This window comes from Klebsiella sp. 64 (assembly GCF_018223915.1).
Taxonomy (GTDB): domain Bacteria; phylum Pseudomonadota; class Gammaproteobacteria; order Enterobacterales; family Enterobacteriaceae; genus Klebsiella; species Klebsiella pneumoniae.
The window spans coordinates 33062-58502 of record NZ_JAGRQZ010000026.1 but is presented as its reverse complement, the minus strand read 5'-3'; the positions used below and the strand labels follow the sequence as shown (position 1 = coordinate 58502).

17 protein-coding genes, 2 tRNA genes and 3 other RNA genes are annotated in these 25441 nt (G+C 59.8%); 10 read left to right on the top strand and 12 right to left on the bottom strand.

All coding sequences use genetic code 11. The features are described 5' to 3' along the window. Positions 1-120: 120 nt before the first annotated feature. Together rssB and rssA are read right to left on the bottom strand one after the other, a co-directional pair. Entirely contained in the window at positions 121-1134 is a 1014-nt protein-coding gene (rssB, locus tag KHQ23_RS18255) for a two-component system response regulator RssB (protein WP_002910107.1), read from the bottom strand. 89 nt (positions 1135-1223) lie between these two features. Next, positions 1224-2126, bottom strand: a complete 903-nt coding sequence (gene rssA / locus KHQ23_RS18250) for a patatin-like phospholipase RssA (protein ID WP_002910108.1) — start codon at positions 2124-2126, stop codon at positions 1224-1226. A 112-nt stretch (positions 2127-2238) separates the two neighbouring features. Here rssA and KHQ23_RS18245 point away from each other — a divergent pair, with 112 nt between their 5' ends. From KHQ23_RS18245 to KHQ23_RS18215, 7 genes are all read left to right on the top strand, one after another. Further along, positions 2239-2697, top strand: coding sequence for a YchJ family protein (locus KHQ23_RS18245; RefSeq protein WP_002910109.1), 459 nt, complete (start codon positions 2239-2241; stop codon positions 2695-2697). Between the two features lie 42 nt (positions 2698-2739). After that, positions 2740-3582, top strand: coding sequence for a formyltetrahydrofolate deformylase (gene purU, locus KHQ23_RS18240; protein WP_004151854.1), 843 nt, complete (start codon positions 2740-2742; stop codon positions 3580-3582). A gap of 159 nt (positions 3583-3741) precedes the next feature. Then, positions 3742-3826, top strand: a tRNA-Tyr gene (locus KHQ23_RS18235). A 43-nt stretch (positions 3827-3869) separates the two neighbouring features. Then, positions 3870-4002, top strand: a non-coding RNA gene (locus KHQ23_RS18230) — RtT sRNA. Positions 4003-4041: 39 nt separating this feature from the next. Further along, a tRNA-Tyr gene (locus KHQ23_RS18225) sits at positions 4042-4126 on the top strand. A 43-nt stretch (positions 4127-4169) separates the two neighbouring features. Next, positions 4170-4301, top strand: a non-coding RNA gene (locus tag KHQ23_RS18220) — RtT sRNA. Positions 4302-4344: 43 nt separating this feature from the next. Beyond that, positions 4345-4475: non-coding RNA, RtT sRNA (locus KHQ23_RS18215), on the top strand. Positions 4476-4589: 114 nt separating this feature from the next. On the opposite strand, the gene KHQ23_RS18210 is transcribed toward KHQ23_RS18215, so the two are convergent. Then, complete coding sequence (locus KHQ23_RS18210) at positions 4590-5033, bottom strand: Lrp/AsnC family transcriptional regulator (RefSeq protein WP_032428322.1); 444 nt, start codon at positions 5031-5033, stop codon at positions 4590-4592. A 107-nt stretch (positions 5034-5140) separates the two neighbouring features. Here KHQ23_RS18210 and KHQ23_RS18205 point away from each other — a divergent pair, with 107 nt between their 5' ends. Beyond that, positions 5141-6037, top strand: a complete 897-nt coding sequence (locus KHQ23_RS18205; protein WP_021440328.1) for a DMT family transporter — start codon at positions 5141-5143, stop codon at positions 6035-6037. Here the strand turns inward: KHQ23_RS18205 and narI are convergent. The 6 genes from narI to KHQ23_RS18175 all read right to left on the bottom strand — a co-directional run bounded on the left by narI (position 6034) and on the right by KHQ23_RS18175 (position 14487). Then, positions 6034-6711: a respiratory nitrate reductase subunit gamma gene (narI, locus tag KHQ23_RS18200; RefSeq protein ID WP_002910189.1), complete on the bottom strand. Its 678-nt coding sequence runs from the start codon at positions 6709-6711 to the stop codon at positions 6034-6036. The two genes, KHQ23_RS18205 and narI, sit on opposite strands and share 4 nt — an antisense overlap. After that, positions 6711-7421 (bottom strand): nitrate reductase molybdenum cofactor assembly chaperone, encoded by a 711-nt coding sequence (narJ, locus tag KHQ23_RS18195; RefSeq protein WP_002910191.1) that lies wholly within the window; start codon positions 7419-7421, stop codon positions 6711-6713. The genes narI and narJ overlap by 1 nt, the downstream gene beginning before the upstream one ends. Beyond that, positions 7418-8953 (bottom strand): nitrate reductase subunit beta, encoded by a 1536-nt coding sequence (gene narH, locus KHQ23_RS18190; protein ID WP_019705142.1) that lies wholly within the window; start codon positions 8951-8953, stop codon positions 7418-7420. The genes narJ and narH overlap by 4 nt, the downstream gene beginning before the upstream one ends. Beyond that, positions 8950-12693 (bottom strand): nitrate reductase subunit alpha, encoded by a 3744-nt coding sequence (locus tag KHQ23_RS18185; RefSeq protein ID WP_029884525.1) that lies wholly within the window; start codon positions 12691-12693, stop codon positions 8950-8952. Before KHQ23_RS18185 ends, narH begins: the two co-directional genes overlap by 4 nt. Before the next feature lie 166 nt (positions 12694-12859). Beyond that, a complete protein-coding gene (locus KHQ23_RS18180; protein ID WP_032435297.1) occupies positions 12860-12973 on the bottom strand; it encodes a hypothetical protein in 114 nt (37 codons plus the stop codon). 125 nt (positions 12974-13098) lie between these two features. Next, positions 13099-14487, bottom strand: a complete 1389-nt coding sequence (locus KHQ23_RS18175) for a NarK family nitrate/nitrite MFS transporter (protein ID WP_004175568.1) — start codon at positions 14485-14487, stop codon at positions 13099-13101. Positions 14488-14798: 311 nt separating this feature from the next. Between KHQ23_RS18175 and narX the strand changes: the two genes are divergently transcribed. Together narX and narL are read left to right on the top strand one after the other, a co-directional pair. Further along, positions 14799-16577 (top strand): nitrate/nitrite two-component system sensor histidine kinase NarX, encoded by a 1779-nt coding sequence (narX, locus tag KHQ23_RS18170; RefSeq protein WP_004175566.1) that lies wholly within the window; start codon positions 14799-14801, stop codon positions 16575-16577. Between the two features lie 10 nt (positions 16578-16587). Further along, entirely contained in the window at positions 16588-17238 is a 651-nt protein-coding gene (narL, locus tag KHQ23_RS18165) for a two-component system response regulator NarL (protein WP_002910198.1), read from the top strand. Here narL and KHQ23_RS18160 read toward each other — a convergent pair. From KHQ23_RS18160 to nirB, 3 genes are all read right to left on the bottom strand, one after another. Continuing rightward, positions 17235-18617 carry a YchO/YchP family invasin gene (locus KHQ23_RS18160; protein ID WP_032434752.1) on the bottom strand — a complete coding sequence of 461 codons (1383 nt, stop codon included), beginning with the start codon at positions 18615-18617 and terminating at the stop codon, positions 17235-17237. The genes narL and KHQ23_RS18160 overlap by 4 nt on opposite strands. A 151-nt stretch (positions 18618-18768) precedes the next feature. After that, positions 18769-21369 carry a nitrate reductase gene (locus KHQ23_RS18155; protein WP_032434753.1) on the bottom strand — a complete coding sequence of 867 codons (2601 nt, stop codon included), beginning with the start codon at positions 21367-21369 and terminating at the stop codon, positions 18769-18771. Next, a complete protein-coding gene (nirB, locus tag KHQ23_RS18150; protein ID WP_077254779.1) occupies positions 21369-25436 on the bottom strand; it encodes a nitrite reductase large subunit NirB in 4068 nt (1355 codons plus the stop codon). The genes KHQ23_RS18155 and nirB overlap by 1 nt, the downstream gene beginning before the upstream one ends. Positions 25437-25441 lie beyond the last annotated feature (5 nt).

Here is a 25441-nt window from a genome sequence, read left to right as displayed (position 1 = left end):
TACTGGTCTGAAAAGCTGCCGATAGCCTCGAATTAGGACTTTTACGCATAAAACTGCTCGATGTTACCACCGCTAAAGGGCAAGAGGTAATCCCGTCTGCTTAGATATAAACGCAATTGCTCATTCCGCAGACAACATTAAGCGTAAACGACCGCCAGCCCCCCAAATTTGGCACTGCCACGAGGTGCAGCGTTGGCTAATTTGGTTAAGATAAGCATCACCCAGTGTCCCCAAAGGAACGCCATTACTAATCTGAATTTGATGCTCCCCTGTATTCAGCGTGCCATTAAGTCCCGCTGACACCAGAATTAAATTTTTCAGCCCGCTGTGGTAATACCCTACTAACAGAGGGAACTGGCCCGGAAGATTTGCCTGACGCAGCAGTTGATTCACCTGTTTTAACAAACTTCCCATTTCTGGTAGCCGTTGTCCCTGGTGCGCCAGTTGCTCCTGCAGCAGACCATTAAACAACGCGCGCAGCAATAATGCTGCCAACACGCCATTATCGCCTGCGCGTGTGACATCCAGACAATAGAAAGCCAAATCATTTTCCGAAAGCGGCGCGATATCGAGTACCAGACCGGGCTTGTCTGCCGACACCAGTTGTCGATAATGAATACGGCAGTGCGACATTTCCTGTTGCACCGGCGGCTGTAATTCCTGCAATAGTCTTGAAGCGGCGATGGGATTACTGACCAGCGCATCCCAGTCCTCAAATAAACGCTCTTCCTCTTCCACGCGCGAACTGAACATCGCGGGATAGAGACAGGCGTAAACGGTCTCGCGCAGGCGATCGAAATCTTTTACTGGCTTTAACAGCACGTCCTGGACGCCAAGTCGCAACGCTTTAGCTATATCCGCCATGTTTTCGGTGGCGGAGATCATCAGGATCGGTAACTGTTCGCCGCGGTTACGCAGCGTTTCCACCAGCTCCAGACCGTTCATTCTCGGCATAGAAATGTCGCAAATCATCAGGTCCGGATGCACCTCCGTCATTTTATGCAGGGCATCCTTGCCATCTTCCGCCTGGAAGGTTGTTGCTCCCAGCGAGGTCAGCCATCCATGCAAGAGTGAGCGGAAAACGGGTTCGTCTTCAACTATCAGAATCTGTTTTCCCGCCAATGGCTGCGTCATGATATCTCCCCTGGCTGACGATAATTCAATAGTGGCACGCTATTCTCACTATCGCCTGTCAGAATTTGCTTAAGTCAGTAACTCGTACGTCAAACGGCTGTACGCACTAAGGGTAATAATTCATCCATTTTCTTTTCTACCGCCAGTTGCCCCGCGGCAATCGCCTCTCCGGCGCGATGAAAATCAAGCGTCGAAACTTGCGGACAGTATGGCTGCAACAGGATATCCGGCGGGTCACCCGCCATACGATTGCGTTTAAGACGGTTTTCCAGTACCTGGATAGAGGTGGTCATGATCTCCATCGCCGTCGGCGTCACGGCCGTACGGCGGGAACTCATTCGCGTCAAGCGCGCGCGCAGACGAGTATGCCATGGCCCCTCCTTCTCTTCCGCTTCCTGCCGCGGCGTTTCAAGGGAGAACAAATCCTGCTGCATAAGATGGGCATCATGTTGCAGGTCGACGGCAATCACAATATCCGCTCCCATTGCCCGGGTGAGCGACACAGGAACCGGATTGACCACCGCGCCATCGACCAGCCAGTAACCATTATGCCTTACTGGCGACATTAACCCCGGCATACTGCAGGAGGCGCGAATGGCTAAATGTAGATCGCCTTCGGTAAACCACAGCTCCCTACCGGTGCTTAAATTGGTGGCAACAGCAGCAAACCGGCGCTCGCAGCGTTCAATCTCGGTGACGGGCATAATGCGGCGGTAATGATTGAATACTTTTTCCCCCCGCAGCAGTCCCCCCCGGCGCCAGGAGAGATCCATCAGCTTCAGGACATCCCAGTTGCTGAATGAGCAGACCCATGATTCGAGTGCCGGGAGTCGGTTACAGGCATACGCCGCCCCTACCAGCGAACCGATAGAACAACCGGCTACGATATCAATCTCAATACCGGCCCGCTGGAGGGCGTTGATGACGCCAATGTGCGACCATCCGCGAGCGGCTCCCGCACCTAGCGCCAGACCAATTTTAAGCTTTCTCATTAGTACTAATAACTATCCTTCCACTCTGAGCGTGGCAACATTGTCACGGCTCAGTTAACATAATGCCCTTTGGCGTAGAAGCGCCGTTACTCTTTCTTCCATGGAGGCAGTTTTGTCGCAATTATGCCCCTGTGGCAGCGCACTGGAGTATAGCTCATGTTGCCAGCGATATCTGTCCGGCGCTGAGCTTGCGCCGGGCCCGTCACAGCTTATGCGCTCCCGTTATAGCGCGTTCGTCATGAAAGACGCTGACTATCTAATCAAAACCTGGCATCCGTCCTGTCAGGCGCAGCAATTTCGCGCCGAACTGGAGAAAGGGTTTTCCCAGACCGAATGGCTGGGCTTAACCCTGTTCGCCAGTGATGAGGGGCGAGCTCCAAATGAAGGTTTTGTCAGCTTTGTCGCCCGCTTTAATGACAATAACCGCCCTGGCGCCATTATTGAACGTTCCAGATTCTTAAAAGAAAATGGACAGTGGTACTATATCGACGGGACACGACCGCTGATTGGCCGTAACGACCCCTGCCCCTGCGGCTCAGGTAAAAAATTTAAAAAATGCTGCGGCCAGTAACGCTGGCACAGCGCTTGCAAACATTACAGGATTTTCCTCGCGATGCATTCATTACAACGTAAAGTACTACGCACTATTTGCCCTGATCAGAAAGGCCTCATCGCGCGTATCACCAATATCTGCTACAAGCATGAACTCAACATTGTGCAGAACAATGAGTTTGTTGACCACCGTACCGGTCGTTTCTTTATGCGCACCGAACTGGAAGGCATTTTTAACGACGCTACTCTGCTGGCCGATCTCGACAGCGCCCTGCCTGAAGGCTCCATCCGCGAACTAAATCCGGCAGGCCGTCGCCGGGTGGTGATTCTGGTGACGAAAGAGGCGCACTGTCTGGGCGATCTGCTGATGAAAGCCAACTACGGCGGGCTGGATGTCGATATTGCCGCGGTTATCGGCAACCATGATACCCTGCGCTCGTTGGTGGAGCGCTTTGGTATTCCGTTTGAGCTGGTCAGCCATGAAGGACTGAGCCGCGAAGAACACGATCAGCGAATGGGCGATGCTATCGCCGCCCACGAACCGGATTACGTGGTGCTGGCCAAGTATATGCGCGTCCTGACGCCAGAATTTGTCGCCCGCTTCCCGAACAAAATCATCAATATCCACCATTCGTTTTTGCCGGCGTTTATCGGCGCCCGTCCCTATCATCAGGCCTATGAGCGCGGCGTGAAAATCATTGGCGCTACCGCCCACTACGTGAATGACAATCTGGATGAAGGCCCGATCATCATGCAGGACGTGATTCACGTCGATCATACTTATACCGCAGAAGATATGATGCGCGCTGGGCGCGATGTCGAAAAAAACGTCTTGAGCCGGGCGCTGTATCAGGTACTGGCGCAGCGCGTCTTCGTTTACGGTAACCGGACGATTATTCTTTAATCGACTGAGAAATGAATTGGTTAGCTTTACGGCGTTACGTGTAAAAATCAGGCAACCAGTTTATTTTTGTCAAACGAATGCTTTACAGGGGCGCATCATTTGGTATGATGCGCCCCGCCTCCCGAGAAGGAAGCAGGCCAGTACCAAGCATTACCCCGTGGTGGGGTTCCCGAGCGGCCAAAGGGAGCAGACTGTAAATCTGCCGTCATCGACTTCGAAGGTTCGAATCCTTCCCCCACCACCATTATTCACTACAGTGATATGGTTTCCCCGACAAGCGTAAACGATGTTTGCACTTAGCGGGAAGGGTAAGAACCTTCGACTAAGGTTCGACTCGAGCGCCAGCGAGAGAACGTTGCCGCAGGCAACGGCCCGAAGGGCGAGGAGAGATAGCGACGAGTTATCCTTCCCCCACCACCATTCATTTTGCTGAATAGCCTACAATGTGATTTCACCCCTGGTGGGGTTCCCGAGCGGCCAAAGGGAGCAGACTGTAAATCTGCCGTCATCGACTTCGAAGGTTCGAATCCTTCCCCCACCACCATCTCCCCATGTCATGCCCAGCATAATCTACCTACGGTATTCTATATTCTGCCCTACAGGGAAGGATGAGAAGCTTCGACTAAGGTTCGACTCGAGCGAAGCGAGAGAACGTTGCCGCAGGCAACGGCCCGAAGGGCGAGGCGCTTTAGCGCCGAGTAATCCTTCCCTCACCACCATCTCCCCATGTCATGCCCAGCATAATCTACCTACGATATTTTATATTCTGCCCCATGGGGAAGGATGAGAAGCTTCGACTAAGGTTCGACTCGAGCGAAGCGAGAGAACGTTGCCGCAGGCAATGGCCCGAAGGCGAGGCGCTTTAGCGCCGAGTAATCCTTCCCCCACCACTGTTGCACTCTCAGCCACCTGTTCTGCTGTCTCATCGCTCGCGCTTCGCTTAGCGAGGCTACAAGTGGTGCCGTCTGGTAGCCCGGACAGGTGCGCAGCACCGCCTCCGGAAAAACTCACAGCGGTGGCAACCGCCTTTTTACCGGCGAGCTTTTCACCACCGAGGTGTTACACTGCGCATACTCCGTCAGACCGTCCAGCAGGGTATCCAGCTGGGCAATATCGCGCACCACGAGACGCATTACAAAACAATCTTCCCCGGTCACCTTGTCACTTTCAATACATTCCGGCATCGCCTGGATATATTTATCCACCTTCTGCAGCAGCCCAGGCAGCGGCCGGACCCGCACCAGCGCCTGCAGGCTATAGCCCAGCGCGGCGAGATTTACCCGCGCCCCATAGCCCTGAATGACACCCCGCTCCTCCAGGCGCTTCACCCGCTCGGCGGTGCTCGGCGAGGTCAGCCCCACTCGCGCGCTCAGGACCTTGAGCGAAACTCTGGCATCCTGAGTCAGGCAGGTGAGGATCGCCCTGTCAATTTCATCAAGTACGTCATTCATATATTTCACCTAATTATAAAAGGCATTTCCCCCCTTCTACCTTAATTCAGCCATATCACCCTGTCAGGGTTTTTCGCACAATAACTAAAAAATGGTGGAGGTGAAAAATGCAACTTACCCGCGGCGTCTGGCAGATGAGCCTGGCAATGATAATCTCCGGCTCGATCGGCGCGTTCGTGCTGCTCTCTGGTTTGCCGGTGACTGATGTGGTGTTCTGGCGCTGCCTGATTGGCGCGCTAACCCTGCTGGTGTTTATCGTGTTAAGCCGCCAGCCCTTCAGCCGGCTAACGCGTTTCACTCTCGCTCTGGCGGTGATTGGCGGCGCGGCGCTGGTCGTCAACTGGCTGCTGCTGTTTGCCGCCTATTTGCGGATCTCAATCGGTATGGCCACCGTGGTCTATAACACCCAGCCGTTTATGCTGGTACTGATGGGGATGGTGCTGGGGGAACGGGTCAGCGCCGCGAAATGGGGATGGTTACTGCTGGCCTTTGGCGGCGTAGTGATCCTGCTGTCGAGCGAGCTGATGCCTGCACACGAAGAGGGGCTTACCACCGGCGTGTTGCTGGCGCTGGGCGCGGCATTCTTCTATGCCCTGACCGCCATCATCGCGCGCAAACTGCATCCGCTCCCCGCGCAGCATATCGCCTTCATTCAGGTTCTCGTCGGCGTCGTGATGCTGCTGCCGCTGGTGCATGCCCCAGAATTGACGGCCAGCTTCCCCTGGCGCTATCTGCTGATCCTCGGCATCGTCCATACCGGGATCATGTATCAGCTTTTATATAGCGCGATACAGAAACTGCCGACGCCCGTTACCGGTTCGCTCTCCTTTATTTATCCGCTGGTGGCGATGGTGGTCGACTATCTGGTCTTCCACCATGCGTTATCCGCGGTGCAATTGCTCGGTGGGATGCTTATTCTGTTTGCCGCCGCAGGGAATAATCTCGGCTGGGGCGAAAAAAAACCCCGCCGCGGCGGGGTCAGTGAGCAGTCGCGGGCCAGTTAGCGACGGGCGCGGACAATCTGGTATTTGCGCGTCAGGTATTCGACCGGCGCGCTCCAGATATGAACCAGACGGGAGAACGGGAACAGCAGGAACAGGGTCATGCCCAGCACCAGGTGAACGCGGAAAATAAACGCCACGCCATCCAGATGCTGTGACGCGCCGCCGTGGAACGTCACCACCGACTGCGCCCAGCCGACCAGTTTCATCATTTCACTGCCGTCCATATGCTGAGCGGAGAACGGGATCGTCAGCAGGCCGAGCGCACACTGCACCATCAGCAACGAGAGGATCAGAATATCCGCTCCGGTGGTGGTGGCGCGAACGCGCGGGCTGAGCAGACGACGCTTGAGCAGCAGTAACCCGCCCACCAGGGTCATCACGCCGCAGGCGCCGCCGGCGATCATCGCCATCTTCTGCTTGACGTCGATCGGCAGGAAGGACTCATACATCCAGTGCGGGGTCAGCATGCCGAGAAAGTGGCCGGCGAAAATACCCAGGATGCCGATATGGAACAGGTTCGACGCCAGGTTCATCCCCTTACGGTCCAGCATCTGGCTGGAGGCGGCGCGCCAGGTGTACTGGCCATAGTCATAGCGCAACCAGCTGCCAATCAGGAACACCGAACCCGCAATGTACGGATAAATGTCAAAGAAGAACATATTCAGGAAGTGCATTATTGCTGTCCTCCGTTAGAGATATTCAGATATTGCGGGGCCACGGCTCCGGCAAAACGACGCTGGTGAGCGGAAATTTCCGACTCGCCGCAGCCCTGGTCGGCAAAGAATTTGACCTGTTCTTCTTCCCAGACGGCGTCCAGCGCCTGCGGCGTATCGTCGCGCGCTTCGTCGGCAATCTTCTCCGCCACCTTCTGGCTGTCGACCTGAGTATTGGCCAGCTTCAGCAACAGCTCGAACAGCACCGCATAGCGACTTTCGCGCTGCTGCAGGCGCGCGCTGAGCAGACCGAGGATCGGCGCGACGTCCCGCAGGCCGCCAAGCGCTTCCTCTTCCGGCAGCTGCGCCAGATATTCCAGATATAGCGGCAGATGATCCGGCAGCTCATGGCTATCCAGCAGCAGACCGTGGCGCTCGTACTGCGCCATGAGATCCACCATCGCCTGCCCGCGATCGCGGGATTCGCCGTGGACATGTTCAAACAGCAGCAGCGAGGTGGCCCGGCCGCGGTCAAACAGTTCGCTATAGGCCGCCTGGGCGTCCAGCGGATCCTGAGCCACTAAATCGCGCAGGAAAACGCCCAGCGCGTGGGCATCCTCTTTGCTGAGTTTCTCTGATGACGCGAGCGCCTCGAACATCTCCTGCTGATGCTGCCATAAGGCAGCGTCAGGATATTCGAGCAGACGCGATACAATCACGAGTTCAATCATGCGTGCGGCTCCGTTTTGCTGGTCACGTCGATGGCGTCGATGCGACGGCTGTTGAACAGGTTGAACTGACTGTCAGAGCCGTGGCAGCCATCGCCAAAGCTAAAGCCGCAGCCGTTTTTCTCCGGAAACGCTTCTCGCGCCTGTTCACGATGGCTGCTCGGCACCACGAAACGATCTTCGTAGTTGGCGATCGCCAGATAGCGATACATTTCCTGGGCCTGCGCTTCGCTCAGCCCCACCTCTTCCAGCGCGCGGGTATCGATGACGCCGTCAACGGTTTCCGCACGCTTATAGTGGCGCATCGCCAGCATTCGTTTCAGCGCCAGCAGTACCGGCTGGGTATCGCCCGCGGTCAGCAGGTTCGCCAGATATTGCACCGGAATACGCAGGCTTTCCACGTCCGGCAGGATCCCGTTGCTACCCAGTTCACCCGCATCGGCGGCGGACTGAATCGGCGACAGCGGCGGCACGTACCAGACCATTGGCAAGGTGCGATATTCCGGGTGCAGCGGCAGGGCCAGCTTCCAGTCCATCGCCATTTTGTAAACCGGCGACTGCTGCGCAGCTTCAATGACCCCCTGCGGTACGCCATCTTTCAGCGCCTGCTCGATCACTTTCGGATCGTTGGGATCGAGGAACACGTCCAGCTGACGCTGATACAGATCTTTCTCGTTCTCGGTGCTGGCGGCGTTTTCAATCGCGTCCGCGTCGTATAGCAGGACGCCGAGATAACGGATACGGCCCACGCAGGTTTCGGAGCACACCGTCGGCATCCCGGATTCAATACGCGGGTAGCAGAAGATGCATTTCTCGGATTTCCCGCTCTTCCAGTTGAAATAGATCTTCTTGTACGGACAGCCGGTGATACACATCCGCCAGCCGCGGCACTTGTCCTGGTCGATCAGTACGATGCCGTCTTCTTCACGCTTATAGATGGCGCCGCTCGGGCAGGTCGCAACGCAGGCCGGGTTCAGGCAGTGCTCGCACAGGCGCGGCAGATACATCATGAAGGTGTTTTCGAACTGGCCGTACATCGCCTTCTGCATGTTGTCGAAGTTCTGATCTTTGGCGCGTTTTTCAAACTCGCCGCCGAGGATTTCTTCCCAGTTCGGACCGCTGGTGATCTTGTCCATCCGCTGGCCGGTGATCAGCGAGCGCGGACGGGCGATCGGCTGATGTTTGCTCTCCGGCGCGTTATGCAGATTCTGGTAGTCATAATCAAACGGCTCGTAGTAATCATCGATGCCCGGCAGATGCGGGTTGGCGAAGATTTTTCCCAACAGCATCGCGCGATTGCCCATGCGCGGCTGCAGTTTACCGTTGATTTTGCGGATCCAGCCGCCCTTCCATTTTTCCTGGTTTTCCCAGTCGTTCGGGAAACCGACGCCCGGCTTACTTTCCACGTTGTTGAACCAGGCGTATTCCATCCCTTCCCGGCTGGTCCAGACGTTTTTACAGGTCACCGAGCAGGTGTGGCAGCCGATGCACTTATCGAGATTCAGCACCATGCCGACTTGTGAACGAATTTTCATTTTACGCTCTCCTGTACCTGGTCGTTGCCTTCGCCGTCTAACCAGTTAATGTTCTTCATCTTACGTACCACCACAAACTCATCGCGGTTGGAGCCGACGGTGCCGTAGTAGTTAAAGCCATAGGCCAGGTGGCCGTAGCCGCCGATCATGTGGGTCGGTTTCGGCGTAATACGGGTGACGGAGTTATGGATCCCCCCGCGCTGACCGGTGATTTCAGAGCCCGGCAGGTTCACGATACGTTCCTGCGCGTGATACATCATGGTCATCCCGGCTGGAACGCGCTGACTCACCACCGCACGCGCCGTCAGGGCGCCGTTGGCGTTGAACACTTCGATCCAGTCGTTATCTTCGATACCCAGATCTTTCGCATCCGCTTCGCTCATCCAGACAATAGGCCCACCGCGCGACAGGGTCAGCATCAGCAGGTTATCGCTGTAGGTCGAGTGGATACCCCATTTCTGGTGCGGGGTCAGGAAGTTCAGCGCCTTTTCCGGGTTGCCGTTGGACTTCTCGCCCATCACCGCTTTCACCGAACGGGTGTCGATCGGCGGCCGATAGACCAGCAGGCTTTCGCCAAAGTCGCGCATCCACTGATGATCCTGATACAGCGATTGACGGCCGGACAGCGTGCGCCACGGGATCAGCTCGTGAACGTTGGTGTAACCGGCGTTGTAGGAGACATGCTCATCTTCCAGGCCAGACCAGGTCGGGCTGGAGATAATCTTCCGCGGCTGCGCCTGAATGTCGCGGAAGCGGATCTTCTCGTCTTCTTTGTTCAGCGCGAGGTGCGTATGCTCGCGACCGGTGATCTCGCTCAGCGCTTGCCACGCTTTCACCGCCACCTGACCGTTGGTTTCCGGGGCCAGGGTGAGGATCATTTCCGCGGCGTCGATGGCCGTTTCCAGCTTCGGCTGGCCTTTCGCCGGGCCTTCCGCCTTGGTGTAGTTGAGCTTACGCAGCAGATCCATCTCGCTCTGGGTGTTCCAGGCTATGCCTTTCCCGCCGTTGCCGATGGTTTCCAGCAGCGGGCCGATCGAGGTGAAACGTTCGTAAGTCGCCGGGTAATCACGCTCAACCGGAATAATATGCGGCGCGGTTTTCCCGGGGATGAGATCGCATTCGCCTTTTTTCCAGTCTTTGACATCCAGCGGCTGCGCCATTTCCGCGGCGGAGTCGTGCTGGATCGGCAGCGTGACGACGTCGGTTTCTTTGCCGAGGTGGCCCATGCAGACTTCAGAGAATTTCTTCGCGATACCTTTATAGATATCCCAGTCGCTCTTCGATTCCCAGGCCGGGTCAACGGCGGCCGACAGCGGGTGAATAAACGGATGCATATCCGAGGTATTCATGTCGTCTTTTTCGTACCAGGTGGCGGTCGGCAGCACGATGTCGGAGTAGAGACAGGTGCTCGACAGACGGAAATCGAGGGTCACCACCAGATCCAGTTTGCCGTCGAGGCCGTTATCCCGCCATTCGACTTCTTCCGGCTTCACGCCGCCCTGCTTGCCCAGGTCTTTGCCCTGAATGCCGTTCTCGGTACCCAGCAGGTACTTGAGCATGTATTCATGGCCTTTACCGGAGGAGCCCAGCAGGTTGGAACGCCAGATAAACAGGTTACGCGGGTGGTTTTTGCCATTTTCCGGCTGCTCGGCCGCAAAGCGAATCGAGCCCTCTTTCAGCGACTTCACGGTGTAATCCACCGGGGTCATGCCGGCTTTTTTCGCTTCGTCAGCGATACGCAGCGGGTTGACGCCAAGCTGCGGCGCCGACGGCAGCCAGCCCATCCGCTCTGCGCGCACGTTAAAGTCGATCAGGTGGCCGCTGTAACGGGATTTATCCGCCATCGGCGACAGCAGTTCCTGCGCGGTCACCGTTTCATAGCGCCACTGGCTGGAGTGGTTATAGAAGTACGAGGTACTATTCATGTGACGTGCCGGACGCTGCCAGTCAAGGGCGAACGCCAGCGGCTGCCAGCCGGTCTGCGGACGCAGTTTTTCCTGGCCCACATAGTGCGCCCAACCGCCGCCGCTCTGACCGACGCAGCCGCAGAAGATCAGCATATTGATCAGGCCGCGGTAGTTCATGTCGAGGTGGAACCAGTGGTTGAGGCCCGCCCCGACGATAATCATCGAACGACCGTGAGTTTTATCGGCGTTATCGGCAAATTCACGGGCGGTACGGATGATATGCGCGCGGGAGACGCCGGTGATCTTCTCCGCCCACGCCGGGGTGTAGGCTTTCACTTCATCGTAGCCGGCGGCGCAGTTGTCATCGTTCAGACCGCGCTCCAGGCCGTAGTTAGCCATGGTCAGGTCATACACGGTGGTGACCAGGGCGGTAGAGCCGTCGGCCAGCTGCAGGCGTTTGGCCGGCAGTTTGTGCAGCAGAATGTTTTCCAGATCGACTTTGTTGAAGTGCTCAGACCCTTCGCCGCCGAAGTACGGGAAGCCGACGTTCGCCACTTCATCATGGCTGCCCAGCAGGCTCAGACGTAGCTCAATCTCTTCGCCAGTTTTACCGTCGCGCTGTTCGAGGTTCCATTTGCCTTTGTCGCCCCAGCGGAATCCGAGGGAACCGTTCGGTACGGTCATGTCGCCCTTCTCGTCAAAGGCGACGGTTTTCCATTCCGGATTGTTCTCCTGACCAAGGGAATCCACGAGGTCGGATGCGCGCAGCGTACGGCCGGCGGCATAATAACCGTCGCGCTCCTCGAGCATCACCAGCATCGGCATGTCGGTATAGCGGCGCACATAGTCGGTGAAATACTGGCTCGGCTTATCGAGGTGGAATTCACGCAGCATCACATGGCCCATCGCCAGCGCCATCGCGGCATCGGTACCCTGCTTCGGCGCCAGCCACAGATCGCAGAGTTTGGCGATTTCGGCGTAGTCCGGAGTGATGGCTACGGTTTTGGTCCCTTTATAGCGGACTTCGGTAAAGAAGTGCGCATCCGGGGTGCGGGTCTGCGGCACGTTGGAGCCCCAGGCGATGATATAGCTGGAGTTATACCAGTCGGCGGATTCCGGCACATCGGTCTGCTCGCCCCAGGTCATCGGCGAAGCCGGCGGCAGGTCGCAGTACCAGTCGTAGAAGCTCAGGCAGGTGCCGCCGATCAGCGACAGATAACGGGCGCCGGACGCGTAGGAGACCATCGACATCGCCGGGATCGGCGAGAAGCCAGCCACGCGGTCCGGACCGTAGGTTTTGACGGTATAGACGTTGGAGGCGGCAATCAGCTCATTCACTTCCTGCCAGGAGGAACGTACAAAACCGCCGCGACCGCGGGCCTGTTTGAAGCTTTTGGCTTTGTCGGCGTCTTCGATAATCGACGCCCATGCCTCAACCGGATCGCTATGCTGAACTTTCGCTTCCCGCCACATCTTCATCAGGCGTTTACGCATCAGCGGGTATTTCAGGCGGTTAGCGCTGTACAGGTACCAGGAGTAGCTGGCGCCGCGCGGGCAACCGCGTGGTTCGTGGTTCGGCAGGTCCGGGCGGGTGCGCGGGTAGTCAGTCTGCTGCGTTTCCCAGGTCACCAGACCGTTTTTGACATAAATCTTCCAGCTGCATGAGCCGGTGCAGTTGACACCGTGAGTGGAACGCACAATTTTGTCATGCTGCCAACGTTGACGGTATCCATCCTCCCAGTCCCGGTTGGTGTTTAGAAGCTGGCCGTGCCCATCGGCAAAGGTTTCACCCTTCTGTTTGAAGTAGCGAAACCGGTCCAGGAATTTACTCATCGGGTTTCTCCTGATATGGAGCCTGACGGCTCTCTGATAAATCGACATTGCTGGATTTGCAGCGAAGGTAACGCTATGAAAGAGGGCGAGAATTGATAGCGATCAATCCGAACTGGCTTGTTACTGCGCAGCAAAACCTCGATTACCACCAAGGTGGTATAAGATGTTATTTTTTAAATTGTTGTTTTTTAATGATTTTCACCTCAAAAAGCGGCGCCTCACCGGGATTTGTTAACAACGGAGGTATTAAGGGGTAGAGCCATTTCACTGGCAAGCCCACCTGTTCTGGCTCAGCGGTCGATGCGGACAATATTATCCCATAGTATGTTGTAACTAATTAAGCGGTTAAAAAAGGCGCCTCCGTGGGGAGCGCGCCTTTTTATACGCCAACGTTACCGCGGCCGATTACTGACGCTTACGACCGTATACCGCCCAGGTGATCACCACGCAGGCAATATAGAACACGAGGAACACTTTCATCGCCCCGGCCGGCGAGCCGGTCAGATCCAGCGAGATACCGAACGCTTTCGGAATAAAGAAGCCGCCGATAGCGCCAATGGCGGAGATAAAGCCCAGCGCCGCCGCGGTATCGGTCGCCGCCTCGCGCATCGCCTGCGCTTCGCTGCCGCCCTGGGCCTTCACGCGGTCCATAGTCAGCTTACGGAAGATCACGGAGATCATCTGGAAGGTGGAGGCGCTCCCCAGCCCGGCGGTCAGGAACAGCACCATAAACACCGCGAAGAAGGCGATAAAGTTACCGCCCTGGCCGTTGGTCGGCAGGGTCAGGAACAGCAGCGCGCAGAAGACAGCCATCACCACAAAGTTGACCAGCGTTACGCGGGTCCCACCGAGGCGGTCGGAGATCGCCCCGCCCATCGAACGCGCCAGCGCGCCAATGAACGGGCCGAAGAAGGCGTAATGCAGGATCTGCACATCCGGGAACTGAGTTTTTGACAGCATCGCGAACCCGGCGGAAAAGCCGATAAAGGAGCCGAAGGTCGCGAGATAGAGCAGCGCCATAATCCACAGATGCAGGCGCTTAAGTACCGGCAACTGCTCGCTCAGCGACGCTTTCGAAGCCGACAGGTCGTTCATAAAGAACCACGCCGCCAGAGTGAAAATAATCAGGAAAGGTACCCAGATCCACGCGGCGTTTTCCAGATACAGCATCGAGCCGTCCGGTTGCTCGCTACCGTTACCGCCAAAAACGGCAAAGATAGAGATCGAGACCACCAGCGGCGCGACCAGCTGCATCACGCTGACGCCCATATTGCCGAGGCCGCCGTTAACGCCGAGCGCCCCGCCCTGCTTCGCTTTCGGGAAGAAGAAGCTGATGTTGGCCATACTGGAGGCAAAGTTGGCTCCGGCGAAGCCGCACAGCAGAGAGATAATCACGAAGATGCTAAACGGCGTAGAGGTATCCTGGACCGCGAAGCCCAGCCAGACGCACGGCACAATCATGATCCCGGTGCTGAACGCCGTCCAGCGACGGCCGCCGAACAGCGGCACCATAAAGGCGTAAGGCACGCGTAATAAGGCGCCTGACAGCGCCGGCAGCGCGGTCAGCATAAACAGCTGATCGGTTGTAAACTGAAAGCCTACTTTGTTGAGGTTAACGGCAACCGCGCTGAACAACATCCAAACGCAGAACGCCAGTAACAGACAGGGAACGGAGATCCATAAATTGCGGCTTGCCACACGATGGCCGCGCTGTTGCCAGAATTCAGGATCTTCAGGCCGCCAGTCGGTTATGACCGAGCGGTTAGCCTTCTCCGGGAGGGAAGATTGACTCATAGATACCTCTGATTATTCATATTTCCTGCCGCTACCTTAGGGGTTACCCGGGGCGGTAAGTTGATATAAATCAAAGGAAAAGCGCGAGCTAATTTGTGCAAAAATAAACCATGCCTCCAAGTGAGTAGAGAATGGTGGGGAAAAAAGTGTGGTTTTTCACGCTGCTGCCGGGTTGCGTATAATCCCCCCCCTAACATCGCCTACCACCGACAATTAAGGAGTAACTCTTTAGGGGTATGGGTATACTCCAGGGGATAGTCGAGAATAAGCGCCACTCCCGGAGACATGACCGGTCAGGAGCCACGCATTCCATGTTAAAACGTCTTTTTACCCCGCTGACGCTGGTCAATCAACTGGCGTTAATCGTGCTGCTCGCCACGATTATTGGCGTCGCCGGCATGGCGATCTCCGCGCGCCTGGTGAACGGCGTGCAGGGCAGCGCGCACGCCATTAACAAGGCCGGTTCATTGCGTATGCAAAGCTACCGGCTGCTGGCGGCGATCCCGCTGAATGAAAACGATCAAAAACTGGTGGCGGACATGACCGCCACCGTCTTCAGCCCGGAGCTGCAAAATTCCGCCCGCCGCGACGGCCAGGAAATCCAGCTTAAAGCCCTGCAGCAGTACTGGCAGCTGGCGCTGGCCCCCGGCATGCAGCGCGCAGTCAATCAGGCGGAAGTGGCCCAGGATGTCGCCGACTTTGTCGATCGTATCGACCAGTTGGTCACCGCATTCGACCACACCACCGAGCAGCGTATCGAACGGGTGGTCTGGATCCATCGCATCCTCGCCATTGGTATGGCGCTGCTGCTGATCTTCACTATCATCTGGCTACGCGCCCGCCTGCTGCGGCCGTGGAAACAGCTGCTGAGCATGGCGCGCGCGGTGAGTCAGCGTGATTTCACCCAGCGGGCGCACATCAGCGGCCGCAACGAAATGGCGACCCTGGGCATGGCGCTGAATAACATGTCGGAAGAGCTGGCGGAAAGCTACGCCGTGCTCGAGCGGCGGGTGCAGGAGAAGACTGCCGGACTGGAGCAGAAGAACGAGATCCTCGCTTTCTTATGGCAGGCCAACCGCCGGCTGCACTCCAGCGCCCCGCTCTGCGAACGTATTTCGCCGGTACTGAATGGCCTGCAGGGGCTGACGCTGCTGCGCGATATAGAGGTACGGGTTTACGACCTGGAAGACGAAGATAATCACCAGGAGTTTACCTGCCACTCGGATGATGACTGTGATGATAAAGGCTGCTACCTCTGTCCACGCAATCTGCCGCCGCTGCCGGATGGCGGAACAACGCTGAAGTGGCGGCTGTCGGATGCGCATAGTCAGTACGGCATCCTGCTGGCGACGCTGCCGGTTGGCCGCCATCTCAGCCACGATCAGCAGCAGCTGGTGGATACCCTGGTGGAACAGCTGACCAGCACCCTGGCGCTGGACCGCCATCAGGAGAAGCAGCAGCAGCTGATCGTCATGGAAGAACGGGCCACTATCGCCCGCGAGCTGCACGACTCCATCGCCCAGTCGCTATCCTGTATGAAGATGCAGGTTAGCTGTCTGCAGATGCAAGGCGACGCCTTGCCGACGGAGAGCCGCCAGCTGCTGGGGCAGATCCGTAACGAACTGAATACCTCGTGGGCCCAGCTGCGGGAGCTGTTAACCACCTTCCGCCTGCAGTTGACCGAGCCGGGGCTGCGCCCGGCGCTGGAGGCCAGCTGTCAGGAGTACAGCGCCCACTTCGGCTTTACGGTGCAGCTTGATTACCAGCTCCCGCCGCGCTTTGTGCCCTCGCATCAGGCGATCCACCTGCTGCAGATCGCTCGCGAAGCGTTGAGCAACGCTCTGAAGCATGCCAGCGCGACCGAAGTGACCGTGACGGTGTCACAACGCGATAATCAGGTTCGTCTGGTGGTAGCGGATAACGGCCGAGGCGTACCGGACCACGCCGAACGGAGTAACCATTACGGTTTAATTATTATGCGGGATCGCGCCCAGAGCTTGCGCGGTGACTGTCAGGTACGACGCCGGGAAACCGGTGGAACCGAAGTGATCGTCACGTTTATCCCGGAAAAAACGTTTTCCATCCAATAAGGAGACCCTCATGAGTCAACAGGAACGGGCAACTATCCTTCTCATTGACGACCATCCGATGCTGCGCACCGGCGTGAAACAGTTGATCAGCATGGCGCCGGACATCCAGGTGATTGGCGAGGCCAGCAATGGCGCGCAAGGTATTGAGCTGGCCGAGTCACTGGATCCTGACCTGATCCTGCTGGACCTTAATATGCCGGGCATGAACGGTCTGGAGACGCTGGATAAGCTGCGTGAGAAATCCCTTTCTGGCCGGGTAGTGGTCTTCAGCGTCTCCAACCATGAAGAGGACGTTGTCACCGCCCTGAAGCGCGGCGCCGATGGCTATTTGCTGAAGGACATGGAACCGGAAGATCTGCTGAAAGCGCTGCAGCAGGCGGCCGCCGGAGAGATGGTATTAAGCGAAGCGTTAACGCCGGTGCTGGCCGCCAGCCTGCGCGCCAACCGCGCCACCTCCGATCGCGACATCAGCCAGCTGACCCCGCGCGAGCGCGACATTCTCAAGCTGATAGCCCAGGGACTGCCGAACAAAATGATCGCCCGTCGCCTGGATATCACCGAAAGCACCGTCAAAGTACACGTGAAGCACATGCTGAAGAAAATGAAGCTCAAATCCCGCGTGGAAGCGGCGGTATGGGTCCACCAGGAGCGAATCTTCTAAGGCGAGTCCGTCCAGGAGACGCCTGGCGTGGTAAACTTGACCAGCGGCTCGGTCAGCGCCAGGGCGATTTCATTGGAGGAGACGCGCTGCCCCTGTTTATCCTCCACCACCACCGACAGGCGCCAGCGGTTCGCGGCGCCCGGTTCACTGTTCCACACCGGCATAATGATGCTCCAGCCATCGGGGCTGCTGGCATCTACCGGCGGCGTCAGGCTGAGGGCCTGGGTGTCTCCCTGCCAGTGCAGCGCCTTGATGCCATGCAGACTATGGATCTGCAGCTTCAACTGCACCGTCTCCCCGGACTGCAGATCCCAGGGCGGCGTGGCCAGATAGACCGTCAGATTTTTGCGCTGACGATACTCCACCACCGGCAGATTATCCCGCTCCGGGCTATCGAAGCGGCTCCCGCGCAGCGAGTTGCTGATCGCCACCTCGTCTGCCGCAAGCTGCTGCTTAAGGGGTATGCCAAAGCGGTAGTTTAGCTTCAGGCCCACATTGTTCTGGCTGACGCCATTTTCCCCCTGCTTATGCTTAGCGGTCACCGTGACCAGCGGGACCGGGGTGTAATTGAGCCCAACGGAGACGGCCACCGGATTATGGTAGCCGGTGCCGGAGTGAAACAGATCGACGCTATCGCCGAAATACTGTTCGACGCTGACGCTGGTGTTGATGTGCTGGTAGAACGGCAGCCGCGCCTGGGCGGTGACGTCATACCCTGCGGCCATCCGCTGCTCCTGAGTCTGATTATCGCGTAGCTGCCAGTCGCCAAGCGGATGGTAATAGTTTGCCGACAGGCGGAGATATTCTCCCCACGCTTCGGCGCCAACGCTGCCGCGCGCCAGGCTTTCGCTCAGCACTTTATCGTAAAACGAGTTATAGCCCAGCAGCCAACCGCCGACCCGCCAACGCTGGCCAAGCCCGATGTTGCCCACCAGATCGTGCTCGCGCCGGGTCACCGAGTACTGGTTCCACGTCAGATAACGGTCGTTATCCTGCAACGGCACGAACCAGCTCCCTTTACTGCCGGTGAATTTCCCCTCTTTATCGACCAGCAGGTCGACATTGGCGTTGCCCCACGGCGAGAGCCAACTCTCCAGCTGATGACTCACTTCATTGCCGATTTTACTGATGGCAAACAGCTGCGCCTGTTCACCCGCCGTCAGACCATTGTCGCTCATGCTGGCCTCGCCAAACTTCTTCGCCACTTCGGCAAAGTGCCGGGCGTCGTCATCAACCTGGGGAGCAATCCCCATATCGGGCAGCGGATCTTGCGCTTGCGCAGGGCGGGTGGTGTCGCTGGCGGTCAGCGCCCAGACGGGAACGCCCGGCAACAGCAGGAGAAAGGTCAACGTTGGCAACAAACGGAACGACACAGGCATTAACAGAGTTTGCGCAAGCTCACAAAAATGGATAGAAGTGTTAGTTTATCGTTTTTTCCCTGCTCCCGCAGCCCTGTGGGCAATTCCAGGAATAAGCTGAAACCGGTTGGGTAAGGTGCCGCCCAACCGGAGGCGTCGCCGCGCGCCACCGTTATGCCCGGGTTCGTTGCGCCGCCAGCAGCGCGTTGAGCTCCGGCACGCAAGAGCCGCAGTTGGTCCCGCATTTCAGCTTCCCACCCAGCGCCCCGACGCTGGCGCAGCCGCTGGCGATGGCCTCGTTAATTGACCATTCCCCCACCCCAAAGCAGCTGCAGACGATCCGCCCCCGCGGCGCGACGGCGGCGCCCGGTCGGCCGCTAAGCAAGGCATGTCGTTGGACAGCATCGGACGGCGGCGCGGCAAAGGCAGCGCTTATCCATGCGCAATCCACCGCCGGCTCGCGCGCATCGCTCCACCAGCCGAGCATCAGCCTTCCCTGATGCCAGGCCAGCAGGTTCCACACCGCGCCGCCGTCAGCCACCTGTAACTGCCAGCCGCGCCGGGCGCACCACGCGCTGAGCCACTGTCGGGCAGATGCCTCCCCGGCCAGCGAGTAGTGCAGCACGCCTGGCGTCGCCCGCCGCCGCCAATGCCAGGCCGCAGGAAATGGTAGCGGTTCGCGGCAAAAAAGCTCGCTGTGCCAGGCCGGTTGCCAGGCGGCGATCGCCACCGCCGCCTGTTTACTTTCCGGCTGGCCGGAATACGGGTCCGTGACGGCGGCCAGCAGGTTATTCACCCGCCCCTGACGGGCAAACTGGTTGTTCCAGTGCATCGGAACAAACAGCGAGCCGGGGCGCTGCCCTTCGCTGATCGCCACTTTCGCCACCATCACCCCATGCCGCGACCAGATCCGCGCCAGCCCGTCAGCGGGAAGCTGATAGCGAACGGCATCCTGCGGCGCCACCTCCACCATTGGCTCCGCGATATGCTGCATCAGCCGCGGCACTGCGCCGGTACGGGTCATGGTGTGCCACTGATCGCGGATCCGCCCGCTGTTGAGGATCAGCGGATAAAAGGCATCGGTTGTCGCCCGGGTCGGTTGAGGCGTCACCGGCACCATCCGCAGCCTGCCATCGCCATGCCAGCCGCGCGTGATATCCCAGGCGACCTCGCTGCGGCTGACCGGCCAGCGCACCGGCGGCATGGCGTCCCACGCCTCACGGCTGAGATCCGCCAGCGCGCCGATATCAAACGCCCGCTGGCCGTCGTTTTCGAAACCGGACAGCGCCGCATGCTCGCGGAAGACGTCATGCGGATGCTGCCAGGCAAACGCCTCGCGATACCCCAGCGCCTGGCCCACTCTGGCGATGATCCACCAGTCCGCTTTCGCCTCCCCCGGCGGCGGCAGAAAGCTGCGCTGACGGGAGATCCGCCGCTCCGAGTTGGTGACCGTGCCATTCTTCTCGCCCCAGGCCAGCGCCGGAAAGCGGATGTGGGCGAAACGTCCGGTATCGGTCTGGGCGGCGACATCCGAGACGATCACCAGCGGACAGGCGGCCAGCGCCTGGCTCACCGCGTGGCTGTCAGGGAGCGACACCACCGGGTTGGTACCCATGATCCAGACCGCTTTGACCTCGCCGCGGCCAATGGCGGCAAACAGCTCCACGGCGGTCAGCCCGGGGGTCTGCGCCAGCCGTTCCGTCCCCCAGAAGCGGGCCAGCCGCTGCAGATCGTCTGGCACAAAATCCATGTGCGCCGCCAGCATCGTCGCCAGCCCGCCGACTTCGCGGCCGCCCATGGCGTTGGGTTGACCGGTCAGCGAAAAGGGGCCGCAGCCGCGGCGGCCATACTTCCCGCTGGCCAGATGGACGTTGATGATGGCGTTACATTTGTCGCTGCCGCTGGCGGATTGATTGATTCCCATGGTGTAGAGGGTGATCGCCCGCGGGGCGGCGATGAACTCGCGATAGAATCCCGCCACCTCATCGGCAGGCAGACCGCAAAAGGCCGCCACCCTCGCCACGTCCCAGCCGCGGGCGGCGGCCAGCGCCTGCGGGCCGTCGCGAAAGCCATCGACGCAGGCTCCTGCCTCAGCCAGGGCGTTAAGCAGCCCCGCAAACAACCCGCCGTCGCTTCCCGGGGCCAGCGCCAGATGGCGGTCGGCGATCTCGCAGGTAGCGGTGCGTCGGGGGTCGATCGCCACGATCCGCAATCGGGGATTATCCCGCTTCGCCTGCGCCAGCCGCTGGAACAGCACCGGATGCGCCCAGGCGGCGTTCGAGCCGACCAGCACCACCAGATCGCTGTTTTCCACATCATCGTAGCTGCAGGGCACCACGTCGGCGCCAAAGGCCCGCTTGTAGCCAGTGACCGCTGACGACATGCACAGCCGTGAATTGGTATCGATGTTCGCCGCGCCGATAAACCCTTTCATCAGCTTATTGGCGGCATAGTAATCCTCGGTTAACAGCTGGCCGGAGGCGTAAAAGGCCACCGCTTGCGGTCCGTGCTGGTCGATAATCTGTCGCAGGCGCGCAGCGGTTTCCGCCAGCGCCTGAGGCCAGGCTACCTGCTGGCCGTCGACCTCCGGCGTCAGCAGCCGCCCCGCCAGGCCCGTGGTCTCCCCTAAGGCGGCCCCTTTGACGCACAGACGGCCGAGGTTCGCCGGGTGCTGATCGTCGCCACGCACGCTCACCTGCCCCGCGTCGTCCACGCTCGCCAGCACCCCGCAGCCTACGCCGCAGTAGGGGCAGGTCGTTCGGATGGTCTTCATCAGGAGGCCTCCGCGCGGGCCAGCAGCTGCTGGTTGCCCACCCACACTTTGCCGTTTTCTACTTTCACCGGCCAGGCGCGTACCGCCTGTTCGTCGCCGTCGCACGGCCAGCCGTCGCGCAGGCGTATCCGCTGTTTGTACAGCGGGGAGATCACCACCGGCTCGCCGCCGACGTCCCCTAACAGCCCACGCGACAGCACGTTGGCCGCGCTGCCCGGCTCGCGGTTGTCGAGGGCGTAGACCCGCTCGCCGAAGCGGAACAGGGCAATCTGCCGCTCCCCTAAGCGGGCGCCGATCCCCGCCTGCGCCGGAATGGCGTCAAGGTCGCATACCGCCTGCCACGGTCGGGATGGGAGTTCGCCTTCGGGCAACGTCTCAGTCAGCAGCGGCTGCGGCTGACCGCGCAGATCGCGGCGCTGCACAGCCTCGTCGGGCTGGTCGCTATTAACGAAGGAGCGGAACAGCGCCAGACGCTGCGGATCGTTGAGGGTGGTCTGCCACTCGCACTGGTAGCTGTCGACGATCCGGGCCATCTCCTGCTCCAGCTCCTCGCCAATGCCAAGACTATCCTCCAGCACCACCTGCCGCAGATAGGCGACGCCGCCCTCCAGGTTATCCATCCAGGTGCTGGTTCGCTGCAGGCGATCGGCGGTACGGATATAGAACATCAGCAGACGATCGATGCTGCGGATCAGCGTCGCTTCGTCGAGATCGCTGGCAAACAGGTCGGCGTGACGCGGTTTCATCCCGCCGTTGCCGCAGACGTACAGATTCCAGCCTTTGTCGGTGGCAATCACCCCGATATCTTTCCCCTGGGCTTCAGCGCATTCGCGGGTGCAGCCGGAGACCGCCATCTTGATTTTGTGCGGGGCGCGTAGCCCTTTGTAGCGATGCTCGAGCCGTACCGCGAGCCCGGTGGAGTCCTGCACGCCGTAGCGACACCAGGTTGAGCCGACGCAGGATTTCACCGTGCGCAGCGACTTGCCGTAGGCGTGGCCGGTTTCAAACCCGGCGTCGGCCAGCTCGCGCCAGATAGCCGGCAGCTGTTCCAGCCGCGCGCCAAACAGGTCGATGCGCTGGCCGCCGGTCACTTTGCTGTAGAGCTGGTAACGTTTGGCGATCTGCCCGATGGCGATCAGTCCGTCCGGCGTCACTTCCCCTGCCGCCATCCGCGGCACCACCGAATAGCTCCCGTCCTTCTGGATATTGGCGAAATAGCGGTCGTTGGTATCCTGCAGCGGCAGGTGCGCCGGCTTCAGCAGGTACTCGTTCCAGCAGGAGGCCAGCACCGAGGCCACCAGCGGTTTGCAGACATCGCAGCCGTGCCCCTGGCCGTAGCGGCTAATCAACTGCTCGAAGGTATGGATATGGTTAACCCGCACCAGGTGGTAGATCTCCTGGCGCGACCACGGGAAATGTTCGCAGACGTCTTTTTTCACTTCGACGCCCTGCTCCGCCAGCTGATACTCCATCACCTGTTTCACCAGCGCGCTGCAGCCGCCGCAGCCGGTAGCCGCTCTGGTGCAGCTTTTTATCGCCGACATATCCCCCGCCCCATTGTTAACCGCCTGGCAGATATCGCCTTTGCTGACGTTATGGCAGGAGCAGATCGGCGCGCTGTCCGGCAGCGCCGCGACGCCGAGCGCCTTCGGCGCGGCTCCCTCCAGCGCGGGCAGGATCAGACTCTCCGGACGCGGCGGCAGCGCCATGCCGTTCAGCATCATCTGCAGCAGCGTGGCATAGTCGCTGGCATCCCCCACCAGCACGCCGCCAAGCAGGGCTTTGCCGTCCTGACTGACGACGATTTTTTTGTAAATCTGCTGCGGACCGTCGGTCCATTGATAGCTCTGACAGCCCGGCGTGCGCCCCTGCGCATCGCCAAACGAGGCCACGTCGACCCCCAGCAGCTTCAGTTTGGTGCTCATATCGGCGCCGCTAAAGCAGGCGTCCTCTCCTGCGAGAGTGGCCGCGGCGATGCGCGCCATCTGATAGCCCGGCGCCACCAGACCGTAAATTTTATTGTCCCACAGGGCGCATTCGCCTATCGCCAGCACGTTCGGGTCAGAGGTGCGGCACTGGTCGTCGATGTGAATTCCCCCGCGTTCGCCCACCTGCAGCGCGCAGCCGCGGGCCAGCGCGTCCTGCGGGCGGATCCCCGCCGAGAAGACCACCATGTCGGTCCGCAACGCGCCGCCGTCGGCAAAGTTCAGCCGCAGGCCGTCGGCCTCGCGCACGATGGCGGTGGTCGCTTTGCTGGTATGCACCCCCACGCCGAGGGCGACGATCTTCTCCCGGAGCATCGCCGCCCCGCCGTTATCCAGCTGGACGGCCATCAGGTTCGGGGCAAACTCCACCACCTGCGTCTCCAGCCCCAGCTGTTTCAGGGCGTTGGCCGCCTCCAGCCCGAGCAGCCCGCCGCCGATAACCACCCCGCTCTTCGCCGCGGCGGCATGGGCGGCGATACGGTCGAGATCGTCAAGAGTGCGGTAGACAAAGCACCCCGCGAGATCGTTACCGGGGATTGGCGGAACAAAGGGATACGAGCCGGTCGCCAGCACCAGTTTATCCCAGTGGATTTCATGCCCCTCGGCGTCCCGTACCAGCCGTGCGTCGCGGTCGATGGTCGCCACCGCCTCGCCGAGGCGGAGTTCAATACCATGTTCAATAAAGAAATCCCCGGCCGCCAGCGACAGCGACTCGGCGCTGCGTCCGGCAAAATACTCGGAGAGATGTACCCGGTCGTAGGCGGGGTAACGCTCTTCGCCAAACACCACGATTCGATATTGCTGATGCAGATTGCGGCTCACGCATTGTTCGAGAAAATGGTGGCCGACCATGCCATGTCCCACCAGCACTAATACAGGTTTCGTCATCGTCATTATTCCTGCAGCCTGCGGCTGCGTTGAAGAGGGGTCAAAAAGCCAGTCCACGGTGGCAGGCTCATCGCTTTCCAGGCGCGCGGTAAGCGCGGCGGCGGCGGTGCAGTCGCCCATCAGCAGCACGCCGCGCAGGCGGCCATCGCGCAGCAGCAGGCGGCGATAGTGGCGGTCGATGGGGTCCCAGCTGGTATAAATGTCATCCTGTTCGCCGGCCTGCTGCTCGCCAGCGCTAAAGAGTTCAATGCCGGTGACCTTCAGGCGGGTCCCGGCGTCCTGCCAGACAAAGCCCTCGCCGGGGGCGCCGCACAGGCGATCCGCCAGCACCTCGGCCTGTCGCAGGCAGGGAGCCACCAGTCCCCAGGTCTGGCCGTCAATTTCGCAACATTCGCCGATGGCGCTGATCCCCGGCAGCGAGGAGGCCATCTGACGGTCGACCACGATCCCCCGCTGGCACAGCACGCCGGACTGCGCCGCCAGACGGCTGTCGGGCTGCACGCCGGTAGCCAGCACCACTCTGGCGGCGCGGAATACCCGCCCGTCCGCCAGCCGCACGCCATCGGCGTCGATGGCGGCGATGCTGCACGCCAGCACGCAGCGAATGCCGCGCGCTTCAAGCTGCTGCCTGAGCTCATCGGCGGCAAAAGCGTCGGTCAGCGGCGCCATTAATCCGCTGCCGCGATGCAGAAGAGTGACCTCTCCGCCGTGACGACGCAGCGCCGCCGCCGCTTCCACCCCCAGCACCCCACCGCCAATCACCACCGCCGGGCCGGGTATCGCCAGAATACGTTCCACGTCCGCCAGGGTGCGGAAGGGCATAACCTGCGGACGATCAATGCCCGGAAGCGGCGGGATAAAGGGCCGCGAACCGGTGGCGAACACCAGCTCATCCCACGGCAGCCAGGTTTCCGCGATGCGCAGCCGCCGTTGCTGAATATCGACTTCATCGACCGCCTCGCCAGACCGCAGGCACACCCCGTGCCGGGTATACCACTCCGCCGGCAGCAACGGGATCTGCGCCGCCGTTTTTTCACCTGCCAGCAGCGGCGAGAGCTGAATGCGGTTATAGGCCGGGTGCGGCTCGTCGCCGACGACGGTAATGGCAAACCGCGCGGGGTCGCGCTCAACCAGCCGCTGCACCAGCCGGGTGGCCGCCATGCCGTTACCGATCACCACCAGTCGCCGCGTCATGACCG